Annotated in this window: 12 protein-coding genes; 2 read left to right on the top strand and 10 right to left on the bottom strand. The window is 40.7% G+C overall.

Annotation, left to right across the window (positions count from 1 at the left end; translation table 11 throughout):
• Positions 1-11 precede the first annotated feature (11 nt).
• The 10 genes from V6C71_07675 to V6C71_07630 all read right to left on the bottom strand — a co-directional run bounded on the left by V6C71_07675 (position 12) and on the right by V6C71_07630 (position 9,983).
• The gene (locus V6C71_07675) at positions 12-1,844 is read right to left on the bottom strand and encodes an NAD(P)H-quinone oxidoreductase subunit F (GenBank protein HEY9768376.1); all 1,833 of its coding nucleotides are present in this window, start codon (positions 1,842-1,844) and stop codon (positions 12-14) included.
• 151 nt (positions 1,845-1,995) lie between these two features.
• Positions 1,996-3,507 (bottom strand): helicase C-terminal domain-containing protein, encoded by a 1,512-nt coding sequence (locus V6C71_07670; protein HEY9768375.1) that lies wholly within the window; start codon positions 3,505-3,507, stop codon positions 1,996-1,998.
• 37 nt (positions 3,508-3,544) lie between these two features.
• Positions 3,545-4,762, bottom strand: a complete 1,218-nt coding sequence (locus tag V6C71_07665) for an HhoA/HhoB/HtrA family serine endopeptidase (GenBank protein HEY9768374.1) — start codon at positions 4,760-4,762, stop codon at positions 3,545-3,547.
• Positions 4,763-4,976: 214 nt separating this feature from the next.
• The gene (locus V6C71_07660; protein HEY9768373.1) at positions 4,977-5,546 is read right to left on the bottom strand and encodes a DUF1802 family protein; all 570 of its coding nucleotides are present in this window, start codon (positions 5,544-5,546) and stop codon (positions 4,977-4,979) included.
• A 354-nt stretch (positions 5,547-5,900) separates the two neighbouring features.
• The gene (locus V6C71_07655) at positions 5,901-6,137 is read right to left on the bottom strand and encodes a hypothetical protein (protein ID HEY9768372.1); all 237 of its coding nucleotides are present in this window, start codon (positions 6,135-6,137) and stop codon (positions 5,901-5,903) included.
• Between the two features lie 128 nt (positions 6,138-6,265).
• Positions 6,266-6,646, bottom strand: coding sequence for a response regulator (locus V6C71_07650; GenBank protein ID HEY9768371.1), 381 nt, complete (start codon positions 6,644-6,646; stop codon positions 6,266-6,268).
• A 99-nt stretch (positions 6,647-6,745) separates the two neighbouring features.
• Positions 6,746-7,504 carry an ATP-binding protein gene (locus V6C71_07645; GenBank protein HEY9768370.1) on the bottom strand — a complete coding sequence of 253 codons (759 nt, stop codon included), beginning with the start codon at positions 7,502-7,504 and terminating at the stop codon, positions 6,746-6,748.
• Positions 7,505-7,720: 216 nt separating this feature from the next.
• Entirely contained in the window at positions 7,721-8,206 is a 486-nt protein-coding gene (locus V6C71_07640) for a methyl-accepting chemotaxis protein (protein HEY9768369.1), read from the bottom strand.
• A gap of 10 nt (positions 8,207-8,216) precedes the next feature.
• Positions 8,217-8,579 (bottom strand): response regulator, encoded by a 363-nt coding sequence (locus tag V6C71_07635; protein HEY9768368.1) that lies wholly within the window; start codon positions 8,577-8,579, stop codon positions 8,217-8,219.
• Between the two features lie 204 nt (positions 8,580-8,783).
• Positions 8,784-9,983, bottom strand: coding sequence for a response regulator (locus tag V6C71_07630; GenBank protein HEY9768367.1), 1,200 nt, complete (start codon positions 9,981-9,983; stop codon positions 8,784-8,786).
• Positions 9,984-10,390: 407 nt separating this feature from the next.
• Here V6C71_07630 and V6C71_07625 point away from each other — a divergent pair, with 407 nt between their 5' ends.
• Complete coding sequence (locus tag V6C71_07625) at positions 10,391-11,047, top strand: hypothetical protein (GenBank protein ID HEY9768366.1); 657 nt, start codon at positions 10,391-10,393, stop codon at positions 11,045-11,047.
• 40 nt (positions 11,048-11,087) lie between these two features.
• The gene (locus V6C71_07620) at positions 11,088-12,194 is read left to right on the top strand and encodes an ABC transporter permease (protein ID HEY9768365.1); all 1,107 of its coding nucleotides are present in this window, start codon (positions 11,088-11,090) and stop codon (positions 12,192-12,194) included.
• The last annotated feature ends 127 nt before the right edge of the window (positions 12,195-12,321 follow it).

Genomic DNA, 12,321 nt, shown 5'->3' with positions numbered 1-12,321 from the left:
ATTTTAGAGTGTTAAAGTGTTAATCCAAACATTAAGCCGAGCAAGATTGTTCCCAGCACAATGGAGAGAAGATAAAATTGTGATTGACCTGAATTGCTATACTTCAAAGCCTGTCCGCTAAATAAAGTTCCAAAACCAACTAGGTTAACTGCACCGTCAACAATATAGCGATCGCACCAGGCAACAACTTTTGATGTAATCTCAATTAAGCTCACAATTGTCCAACGATATATGTCTTGAATATAAAGATCGTTGGCTAAAGTTTTTTGCAGGAATGACGGCACTAATTCCCCTGGTTTAATCTTACTTTCTCTAAGGTATAAAAATGCAGCCAAGCTAAGACCAGTAAGACTTGAACCAATTAACAGCAAAGCCACGTTTTTATCTAAATTAGCCCAGGTTGGTAATAAATTAAACTGCTGCAAGATCAAAGGAAAATGGAGCGTAAACCCAGCTAAAACCGTCATGGGCAAAATCATCGCCCACAAAACTTCAGGGCAACGTTTAGTCATCTCCTGAGGCTTGCCGCCATAAACCAAGCTAAATACTCGCATTAAGTTAAAAGCAGTTAACCCATCCACCAGTACCAAAACTCCCAGCAATATAGGCTGCACCGTGAGTAAATAATCTCCTAATTCCAGTAATGCCCAAAAACCACTCAAAGGAGGAACAGCAATTAAGCTAGCTGCACCGACTAAAAACGCTAGTCCGCTAACGGGACGACGAGAAAAAATCCCGCCCAACATTGTAATATCCTGAGTAATATTGCTAATAATGATTGTGCCAGCACTCATATATAACAAAGTCATAGCGATCGCATGAATCAAAATCAAAAGTAAGGCTGCATGATTTGCCCCTACCGCCACGGCGATAAAAACAAAACCCATATAGGCACTGACGGAATAGGATAGGGTTCGTTTAATATCGATTTGGGCGATCGCAATTAAAGACGCGCTAATAGCCGTAAAAGAACCGACAACTGCCATTACCAAATTGGAAATAGATGATTGTGCTAGTACTGGCTGTAGCTGAATCAGTACATAAGCCCCCGTCGCTACTACAATTGAATTACGCAGCATCGAAGCGGGAACAGGACCTTCCATCGCTTCATCGAGCCACAGCTGTAAGGGAAACTGGGCACATTTAGCCAAAGGGCCCGCAATCAAAGCCAAACAGAGTAGGTTAGCCGTTACTGGACTTAAATTAGCTACCTTTGCCCACTCGGCTAGATCGTCATAATTCCAAGTCCCTGTAAAAGACCACAGGGCAATTATTCCAATCAATAGTAATAAATCTCCTACTCGCTTTGTCCAAAAGGCATCTCTCGCCCCTGTAACTACCAGAGGCTGGGCAAACCAAAAGCCAACAATTAAATAGGTTGCTAAGGTAAGAAGTTCTAAAAATACGTAGCTGAAAAAGAGCGAATTACACAGAGCTAGACCACATAGACCTGCTTCAAAAAAGCCCATCAAAGCATAAAATCGCCCCCAGCCCCAGTCCATTTCCATATAGCCAACGGCATATAGCTGAGCCAGAATATTTAGACCTGTAATTAAAACTAATGCGCCTACGGTAATAGCAGAAATTTTGACATCGAAAGATATATATAAACCTGCTGCTGTCAACCAGGGAAATCTTATTTCTTGTACTGGCTGTTGCCAAACTTCTTGCAGAGCCAAAACACTATGAACAAATGCCACACAGGTTATAACCAAATTAATATATCCTGCTGGTCTAGAACCAGTTTTTTTGATAATTCCTGGCGACCAAAGTAAGGCTAAGCTTGTCCCGACTAGTGCATAACAAGGAACTAGCCAGATATTTTCACTAAACAACTGCTCCATAATTTTGTTCGATAAACATTAAATTAGCTTAATTAGCTACAAAACAAATATAGACTAAATCCAATGTTTTGTGAAGCAGCATTTATTTATTTCTATGATAAGTAAATTTTAAGCCGAAGTATTTGGAGATTATTATTGCTAGTAAAAAATTCTAAGAATCAGGATAGCCAAACCAAGTAGGGTCGATATAGTTAATCCGAGCGCAGGGTTCGAGAGCAGATAAAATGGTTTTGCCGTAGCTACGGAAGTTAACGCGGTTGTCTAGCAGAGCGACAATACTTTGGGACTCTCTTAAAGGGACTGTAGTTTGTTCCAGGATTTTGAGGGCAGAAGGTAATAAATACAGTCGAAACCAATCCTGACGCTGGTTCTTATAGTAAGTAACCAGATTAGCAACCAAGGGATTTTCTAAAGAGGGTATGGGCAAGGTGGCGATAATCAACAGTCGCGGAACAGGTAGTAATTCCTGATGTAGCTGCCAAAAAGACCAGCCACAAATCAAAATACTGGTATCAGAAACATTGGTCTTTTCGACTCTGACTCTAGAGCCGAATTCCCCCGCTAAAACTGAACCTACCTGTCCTTGCAGGGGTACATCATCCGCAATCACCACAATTAACTGCTTAATACTGCTGCTAAGGCTAACCAAGAGCAGACTTTGTTCGATAAATGCCGACCGAAAATCTGGCGAATTAGGCATCGGAAAGCGATCGGGTAAATAAAGTTGAATATGGTTGTTCTGGCGGTTAGGAGTAAACTTAAGACTCAACATTTCCGAGTTTAAGCCGACTCGCTGTCGGTAGGTTGTAGCATCTGCTTCGGTGTCTAAAAAGCTGCCAATAATCACGGCTGGCTGTTGTTGCCAAATTGGTTTGAGCTTATTGCTGACTCGAGCTGGGGACAGATTAATAGTAAATGAACCCCGTTCGCGATCGCGAGAAATCCAAGATATATTTGATTTATCAGCTATTTGTTGCCAAAATTGCTCAAATTTACCCTGAAGCAGTTGTTGTTTGGCTAATACTTGGCAGAGATTGGCAATGATGCTCAACTCAGAATCTAATAAGACATAATTACGATAAGGATTTTCGGGACGAGCATAAATCGACTTAGTTAGCTTGACTCTAGCGTTGCGAATCAACTCTTGATGTTGCGCAAAAGCCTGTAGCAGTGCGTCCCAGTCAGCGGTGGTAATCTGAATCGTTAATAACTCTCTGGTCCATTCCTCAAGACTGTCGGCGCGATCGATAATTGTGGGAATATTGGCGGGAAACTGTTGGCGATCTTCTATGCGATCGCCTAACCAACTTTGAGGCGAAGTTAATAATACTCGATCCTGAGACTGCCAGCGATCGCCCATTCTGACGTTTTTAGTTACTCCCAACCAATTCTGGAGCTTAGGAATTTCAATCTCAAATAAATATTTTTGGGTCGTTGGCGGAGCGACAATAATTACCGACCAATCCCCTAAAAGAATTGGCGTTAAATAGCTCAGGCAGTATTTACTAACGCTGCTGCCCGTCTGCATCAGAGCTGGGCGACCTAAACGCAAAGCGCGAGCGATGAGTCGCGCCATAGTCAGATGGTGGGGGAAATTTCGATTTCCATGTTGTCGCAAAAAATCTCGCAGGGATGAATGAACATCTGCTTCGATCGCGTTCATACTACTTTACAAAAAAGAACTAGGGTAATTTCTGCTATTACTCAAGCTTGTCTTGAGGAAAAGCACTTGGTTTTACTTTAAGGGTTTTTGCTTGACCATTCCGAATAACTTGTACCTCCAATTCTGTACCTATTTCACTAAGCTCTACCTGTTCTTGCACCTGAAGCGAAGTTGTGACGGGCAGATCGCCAACTTGATTAATTACGTCCCCTGGTTCCAAACCACTTTTGGCAGCAGGAGAACTAGGAATTACTCTAACCACTAACACTCCTTCTTCTGGAGCGATTTTGAAGTTAAATTCTTTGTTGGCGTTAATTTCTTCCTTCGTTTCTTCGTTGAGGTTGACCATGTGAATTCCCAAATAGGGATGATCTGCTTGTCCTTTAGCAAATAGCTGATTAGCGATACGTCGTGCCGTTTCGATCGGAATGGCAAAACCTAATCCTTGAGCATCGGCGCGAATTGCTGTATTAATCCCGATTACTTCTCCATCGGAGTTAAGTAAAGGTCCTCCCGAATTACCAGGATTGATTGCAGCATCAGTTTGAATAAATCTGACGCGCTTGTCAGGAACACCTACCTGAGAACTAGAACGACCCAATGCACTGATGATGCCCACAGTGACGGTATTGTCTAATCCTAAAGGATTACCAATAGCGATCGCCCATTCCCCAGGAGTTAAATTTTCTCCAGTACCCAGACTTACCGTTGGCAGATCGGTTGCATCAATTTTAATTACCGCTACGTCTGTAAAGGAATCAGTGCCTAATACTTTGCCTTCATAGCTTGTACCATCTTTAAGGGTTACCTGAACTTTTTCAGCACCGTTGACGACATGAGCATTAGTAATTAAACGACCATCAGAAGCAATAATAAAGCCAGAGCCAGTACCTCGTTCAACTCTATGGGGTGCAGAGTCTAAAGAACTATCGTTTTCTCGTTCATTACCAAAAAAGCGACGAAACAAAGGATTTTTTAAATTCTCTGGCAAAGCTGTAGAGATTTCGCGTGAAGCATCGATTCTGACTACTGCTGGACCAACTTTTTGCACGGCGGTAGCAATAAAGTTAACGTCCTGATTGTTCTTATTATTGATACGAGGAGGATTAGACTGGGTAGGAATTGCCGTTGGATAAACTTGGGACTGCCTTATTGGCGTTGGTTGTCTGATGTTGCGACTTCCCCAAAAGCCCAAGCCGCTTCCAAGTGCAAATATACCAAGATAAACACCTAGCTTATTAGATAAGAATTTCATATTATGATTGATTTATGTTGGGTTAATTCCCTAATAATAATTATTACAGACAAAAATCAATCAAGCTTTTCTCTAAGCTAGAGGCAAACTAATTGATTGTATTTGTGCTAGATGGCGATCGCAAACCTGACTATTTACTATTCTGCGCTTTTATCGCAGGTTTAAACCCTAAACCCGATAATTTATAAAGATAGTTTACAAATTAAAAGTTTAATTAGAGTTCAATTAAACCTTTAATTTTTTGCGCCTGCTGCTCATATTCGTTGTCTTCCATTACGGGAGTCAATCGATTCATCGCCAGGGGTTCAATCAAGTCAATCCACGATTTACAGCCACCATAAGCATCGTTGTACGGGATAGTTAAAGATGATGCCAGACGATAAACTTTTAACAGCAAAACCATTACTGGTTGTTGAGGCTTCCATTTCAATCGCTCGCCAATCATTTGTTCACTCCAAATATGATATGGTTGCAATGCTGCTATTTGGTTATGGCTAATTGGCAAGACATCGGTAACTTCGGCACAGCTTTTAATTTCTACCGTATTAGGATGCCAACCAGATTTTACAGGAGTTACAGCAGAAGCATATTCAGGCTTGAGTAGATCTGGTTTTTGATGCTCATAGGTAGGATATAGCCAAACCAAAGGATATTTAACCTTAAAACCTGCCTCTCGAATACCGCCCTTGCGTAATAAAATAATCGTTTTTCCTGCACTCAAAGCATTAACTGCGATCGCCCATTCTTTTAGAGCGTGTTTAAGCTGCTGGTTAGCCAAGGTCATATAGTCACCCTAGTTTGTTTAATCGCTCGGACGCAAGTTATTAGCGCAATTATCCTGCTGTTACTTAAGTCCTAAAGAAATTTTAGCTAATTTAAACAAACCTGATATAGAGCTTATATTAATCTTTCTAGATCGAGAATAAAAATAGTTATAGTTCGATCGCCTTGAGGAATTACGGTTACATGACTGGCAATTTCTAAAGTATCGGCATGACGATAAGAATCAGGAACAAGACGAATTTGCTCTAGAGGAACATCAACTAAGCCAGGAGCTTGAGAGACTAAAATTCCTAATGCTTCTCCCAGAACATTTTTACTAATAATAAAATATCCTTAACTCTGAGCTTTGGCCAGACTAACTTTGAACAGCTTTTGATGTAGATCCGACCACAGCTACTTCTCGTTCACCTAAGTGAGTCAAGCTGACATGACTCAAGCCACTACCATGAACCTCGCTTTGCCTGACTACCTTTTCTACCTGTAAAATTGGTAACGCCAAAGTCAAATGACCTATCTTAAAGACCAAGAGTTTAATTAAAACATTATTTTTATTGGCTGTATTTTGATTGAGATCGACTGTTAAATTACTCATGATCGCTGAAGCTAATTGTTAATAAATAGATAGAAAAGATAGAAACGAACTAATAGTGATTGAGCGGGCAAGAGCGATTTACTGCCAATCGTGAATAAAATATTCTATATCTTGGAGAAACTTGTCTTCTACATAGGGCTTAGTAAAGAATCCGTCAGCCCCAAGCTAGTAGCTAATGCTCGATGTTTATCACTATTGCCAGAAGTAAGCATGACTACGGGGATTTTAATCAACTTAGGGTTTTTACGACGAGTGGTTAAAAATTCAAAGCCATTTACGTTAGGCATTTCCACATCGCAGATCACCAAATCAGTCTGCAAATTATCGTGCAGCTGCTGTAGCCCCTCAGAGCCATCTCTACCCTGTAAAACGCGATAACCTCTTTGTTCTAGGCTCAAAGCTAAAGTACGTCTGAGGGCAGAAGAATCATCAATAATTAAAATAGTTTGCTTTTTAATCGCGATCGCGTCATTGGGGTTATGGTGGCTAAATCTGCTATTATCAGCCAAAATTTGGTGAACTTCTGGAATAAATTCTTGTTCAACATAAAGAGTAAATCGGAATTAATTATATTATTGAGGCATAAAAACCGCTGCTGGTTAGCCAGCTTAACCTGCTCTGGGGTGGGAATAATATATTTCTTCAATACTGTCTGAAGAAATAGCAAAGGCGCTTGAGCCGAGAGAGCAGACTAACAACTTGGCAATGGTTAAAGTAAGAGGCAGGCGCATCGTAAAGGTAGAACCTTGACCAGGAGTAGAAGTAACGCTAATTTTGCCTTTGAGAGTTTCAATTTGCGATCGCACAATATTCATGCCAACTCCTCGTCCAGAGAGCTCACTAACCTCACTGGCTGTGGAAAATCCTGGTTCAAAGATTAGCTCAAATAGCCTTTCTTGAGTGGCAGAAGCGGCTTCTTGCGCCGAGATTAAACCCTGCTCGATGCCCTTTTGGGTAATTTTAGCCAGATCCAAATCTTTGCCATCATTCTTAACCTCAATGACAGTTTGATTACCTTGATAATAAGCCTGAATTTCAATTGAGCCAGTGGCAGGTTTACCCTGTTGGGTTCGGCTCTCTGGGTCTTCTATGCCGTGGTCAAAACCGTTACGCAACAAATACAGTAGAGGATCGGCTAACTTTTCTAGTACCGCCTTGTCTATCAATACACCAGTACCAGTTACTTTTAAATCTACTGGCTTGCGGTATTTATTAACTAGCTCTGGCAAAGTACGGGGAAAATGTTTTAAGATTTGCTCTAGGGGCAACATTCTGACCCACATTAATTCATCGCGCATTAAACCCAACATTTGACGCTGGCTATTGATAGTGCGATCGGATTGCTTGGCAAAGATGAGTAATATCATCAACGCTTTCCTCTAGCTGCACTATCTCTTCTAGCACCTCCTGTAGAGATGAATAGAGTAAGCTATAGCTGTTCATCTCTAGAGAATCAAACTCAGTTATAGCTTCTGTAATAGTTCTTGGGCTTCTTCGATAAAAAATTGATACGCTCGATCGCCGATATCAGGATTGAGTGACATGGTTTAGGTATAATTGGCAATTTATGAGCAGAGTTGAGACTAAGTTTTGAAGCGATCGATATCTAGCTGGAGTCTTTCGACAATCTCAGATAATTGTCTTAGGTCACCAGATACTTTGGTTGCAGACTGAGAATTACTTTCAGCGATCGCCGCTACTTGAACGATAGTTTGACTAACCTCGGTAGATGTTGCTGATTGCAGCTCGGCTGCTTGGCTAATTGAGACGACTAGCTGACTAATTTCGTTACTAACCTGACTCACCTGAATCAAGCTTTGGCTTGTCTGCTGCACCAGTTCGTTACCCGAAGCAATTTGCTCAGCCCCCTGATTCATCGCCTCTACCACTTCAACTGTTTCCAGTTGAATTTTACTAACCAAAGTTTCGATTACTGCGGTTGCTTCAGCAGATTGAGTAGCTAGAGATCTGACCTCTTTTGCGATCACCGCAAAACCTTTACCCTGTTCTCCGGCTCGTGCTGCTTCAATCGAAGCTTTGAGAGCCAATAGAATGGGTTTGAGCAGCAAAGCGACTTAATTAAACGATTAATTCTTTTACCTTGCGAACCAGTTCGGTTTGATCTATTGGCTTAGAAATATAGGCCTCTGCTCCCTGTTTCATGCCCCAAAACTTATCCATTTCTGTATCCTTGGTAGAACAGAGAATAATGGGTATCTGATTAGTATGTTCTGAACCTTTGAGTTGCCGACAAATTTCAAAACCACTGCGTCCTGGCAAAACTACGTCTAAAACAATCAAATCTGGGGAATTTTGCTGAATTTTTTCCAAAGCCTCTTCACCGCTTAGAGCAACGGATACATTAATCCCGACTTCTTGTAAACAGTTCGTAATAATTGATCTTTCAGTAGCGGAATCATCAACAATCAGAGTGTATCCCATAATAATTGTCACCTCAATTTATAATCAACCAAATTTTTTCTCGCTCGCTGAGACCTCATTTGAACCCAAAAATTAACATTATTGGTTTAGCGATTTTTAAGTTAACAATATTTATAGTTCCCTCAAATAGCTGCACAATAACCATTAGTATAAAAAGCTGCTTAACTTTTGCTGCCTTAGAGCAACTCCATAAAACCAAAAATGCTAATCTTTTTTCTGAGTTATGTGTTTATTAATCATGGCTAAAACTTGCTCGGAATTGACTGGTTTGCCGAGAAAATCAGTTGAACCAACCATTTTGGCGCGAACGCGATCCACAATGCCACCATTTCCTGTGAAAATTACAATCGGGGTATTTTTAAAGAAAGAAAGCTTGCGCAACTGGGAGCAAATTTCGTAACCGTTAGTATTGGGCATTACCAGATCGAGAAAGATTAAGTCTGGTTTACGGCTGAGTAAAATAGCGATCGCCCTCAAGCCATCCATTTCAGCGACAAAATTGTATCCAGCCTCAGTGATAATGCTTTGCATCGTCTGACAAATAAGCGGACTGTCATCAACACAAGCAATAGTAATTCGACGCGGAGTTTTGTTCTCGAATAATTTTCCCAATACAGGAGTTGATGTAGGAAGAGCAAGATCATCCACAGCAACCAACTGTACCAAGCCCAGTTGAAGATAAGGCAACAAAGAGCGGGTAAGGGTAACTACGTCGCGCTTCATACGAACGCTTAGATCTCTGAGGGTTTGGCGACCATTTAGCAGTTGACTTAAATTTTGATAGATTTGAGGTGAAGTCTTGCTTTTAAGCACTTCTGGTTGTCGAATAGTAGGAGCAAGATCGAGAGAGCGATCGGCAATTTTGGCTTCTTGCCAAGCAGAATAAAGCTTGCTTGATTCTTTAATTACCTGTTCGGCATCAATTAAGATTAGCCTGGTGGTCAATAAATTATCTCTAATCGATTCGCACTCAACCTCCATCGCTTGTGTAATATCAAACAGAATTTCGACTACGCTAGCCCGAATGACTTGAGTGGCTTGTTCGCGACTGATTTTATCCTGGTCAATCCAAATAGACAGTAGCTGATATTCCCAAGAAATTCTTGATTCTTTAGCAATACCCGCTAAAGCTGACTGTAATTCTTCAATCTTAGTTAGTCTCTCAGGACAATATGCAACAAGCTGTCTTCTCCATCTTCTAACGGGATGAACTCCTCCGCTAGCATAGACAATTCGCCCTAAGTACAGATAAATTACCCAGGTATGCTCTTGAGCATCAAAGACGAGTAGCTGACCACTAAATCGAGATTCTTTGAGAGATTCAAAAAACTCAATCTGTTTACTAGCCGTAAAGTGTTGAATATGAGTCCGAGTATGACTAGTTCCGTTTTTGGCAGTCGTCATTGCAAACTTCCTCTTATAAAAGCGATCGCAATTTACTAATAGACTGTTGCTCAACACATATTGGTTGAATTAGAGACATATTAATAATTGTTTTGGCTAAGTTAATGACCAAAATTTGTATTGCGATTTGTGATAATTTTGAGCACTCTCAATCTTTATAGTTCCCGAAAATTAGATAATACTATCAACTTTATTAATATTTCCCCCTCCAGCGTCATCTAGTCCTTCATTTAACTTTTGGTAGCAATTTTGATTGAGTCAACCAAGCCAAAGTAAATAACTTTAATCGAGAATAAATATTAACCTGACCCATTGGGAAATAACTAATAAAAATTTTGAGAAATTGCTATCTTCTTCTTCAAGAGGCAGTTTAAAATTATTACGTATTTGGCAAGCCTTTAAATAACATGAATCAAGATTCATACCAGACTAATAAAAAATTGCTTCAAGACTTGATGGAGCGAGTTAATATTGCTGACATTAATGAACTTAGCCAGGTAGCTAACGTTGCACGGCTACAGTTGATTAGAATCCAGAGAGGGTTGATTTTTAATATCTCATTAGGTGCGATCGCCAGAATCGCCAAGGCTTTAAATATATCCATCGATAGTTTGGTCAAAACTTTTGCCGAGCAGTCTCTGGGTAGTAATGAATCGTTAACATCTAACAGCAATGACGCTTTGGCTGCTTGTCAACAAGAGTATCAAAAGCTTCAGCAAGCCATGGATCGGCAACGAGAAACTTTAACCACAGAGTTTCAACAGGCTAGCCTAGAAACGATTGAGTCTTGGCTATTACAATGGCCTACTGCTGCTACCGCCGTGCGCCAAAATCCTCAATTACCAGCAGTCAGATTGTTATCTTTGGTTGAGCCAGTAGAGCAACTGCTCGAACAGTGGCAAGTAGAATCTATTGCCACCGTAGGCAAAGAATTAGCTTACGATCCTCAGTACCATGAGTTAATGAAGGGAACAGCACAACCAGGAGAACTAGTAAAGGTACGCTATGTAGGCTATAAACAGGGAGATAAATTACTATATAAGGCTAAGGTAAGTCCTGTTTAATTACTGATTATCTCGCTCCTGCGATGAGGATTGAATACATATGAACTGGTGGCAAAAACTCAAAAAAAATACTTTGGCACGTTTAGGGGGAACTATACTAGTTATCTTTTATCTGGCGGTGATCTTTGCCGATTTTATTGCGCCGTATTCTCCGTATGCTTCTCAAGAAAATGGTTCTTTGTTGCCACCGACTGAGATTCATTGGCGCAATTTAACACCTGTTGTTTACCCTACTACTCAGGGAATAACCGATCTGGAGACGGGCGATCGCCTTTTGATCATTGACCAAGATAATCCTTCTCCTGTCGGTCTTTTAGTTCAAGGTAATCCTTACAATTTATTTGAAATCTCGTTACCTATATCTCCCAAGTTTGAATCAGTGACTATCTTTGGTGGTATTCCTTTAAACAGACATTTATTTGGTACTTATGGGGATGCCAAGATTAACATTTTGGGTACGGACGAACAGGGCAGAGATTTATTTAGTCGCTTACTGTTTGGCGGCAGAATTAGTTTATTTATCGGGCTGGCGGGGATTGCAGTATCTTATCCCTTAGGAATGATAGCAGGAGGTATTTCTGGGTATTTTGGGGGCTGGATTGATGCCGTAATTATGCGTGTAGTAGAAGTTTTGATGACCATACCAGGTATCTACCTCTTAATTGCCTTAGCTTCCGTTCTTCCGCCTGGCTTAAGCAGCGCGCAAACTTTTTTATTAATTGTTTTAATTACTTCTTTTATTAGTTGGTCGGGATTAGCGCGAGTAGTTAGAGGACAAGTTTTATCAATTAAAGAACAAGAATTTGTTCAAGCAGCCAATGCAATGGGAGCAAACCCCCTGTATATCATAGTGCGCCACATCTTACCCCAAACGGCTACCTATATTATTATTTCCGCAACCTTGGCCGTACCTGGCTTTATTATTGCCGAATCAGTATTGAGCTTGATTGGTCTGGGTATTCAGTCCAAAGACCCTAGTTGGGGAAATCTATTATCCTCGGCGACTAACGCCTCGATTTTAGTGTTGCAGCCTTGGCTAATCATTCCTCCTGCCTTACTAATTATCTTGACAGTTCTAGCGTTTAACCTACTTGGAGATGGTTTGCGAGATGCCTTAGACCCTCGCAGCCTATATCAAAATAAATAATTAGTTATTTGTCATTTGTCAGCCTATCAATATATATATCTATCAAATATCTATCAAAAACCCAAAAACTACTTGGTAAGTCAACAAATCATCTGCGTTCATCTGTGTGTATCTGTGCGATATGCCC

The sequence above is a fragment of the Coleofasciculaceae cyanobacterium genome (assembly GCA_036703275.1).
Lineage (GTDB): Bacteria > Cyanobacteriota > Cyanobacteriia > Cyanobacteriales > Xenococcaceae > Waterburya.
This window is presented reverse-complemented; position numbering and strand designations above follow the sequence as displayed.

Bases quoted from the DNA above. Each gene is read 5' to 3' on its own strand.
- V6C71_07675 (HEY9768376.1), bottom strand. From the start codon at position 1,844: ATGGAGCAGTTGTTTAGTGAAAATATCTGGCTAGTTCCTTGTTATGCA.
- V6C71_07670 (HEY9768375.1), bottom strand. From the start codon at position 3,507: ATGAACGCGATCGAAGCAGATGTTCATTCATCCCTGCGAGATTTTTTG.
- V6C71_07665 (HEY9768374.1), bottom strand. From the start codon at position 4,762: ATGAAATTCTTATCTAATAAGCTAGGTGTTTATCTTGGTATATTTGCA.
- V6C71_07660 (HEY9768373.1), bottom strand. From the start codon at position 5,546: ATGACCTTGGCTAACCAGCAGCTTAAACACGCTCTAAAAGAATGGGCG.
- V6C71_07655 (HEY9768372.1), bottom strand. From the start codon at position 6,137: ATGAGTAATTTAACAGTCGATCTCAATCAAAATACAGCCAATAAAAAT.
- V6C71_07645 (HEY9768370.1), bottom strand. From the start codon at position 7,504: ATGATATTACTCATCTTTGCCAAGCAATCCGATCGCACTATCAATAGC.
- V6C71_07635 (HEY9768368.1), bottom strand. From the start codon at position 8,579: ATGGGATACACTCTGATTGTTGATGATTCCGCTACTGAAAGATCAATT.
- V6C71_07630 (HEY9768367.1), bottom strand. From the start codon at position 9,983: ATGACGACTGCCAAAAACGGAACTAGTCATACTCGGACTCATATTCAA.
- V6C71_07625 (HEY9768366.1), top strand. From the start codon at position 10,391: ATGAATCAAGATTCATACCAGACTAATAAAAAATTGCTTCAAGACTTG.
- V6C71_07620 (HEY9768365.1), top strand. From the start codon at position 11,088: ATGAACTGGTGGCAAAAACTCAAAAAAAATACTTTGGCACGTTTAGGG.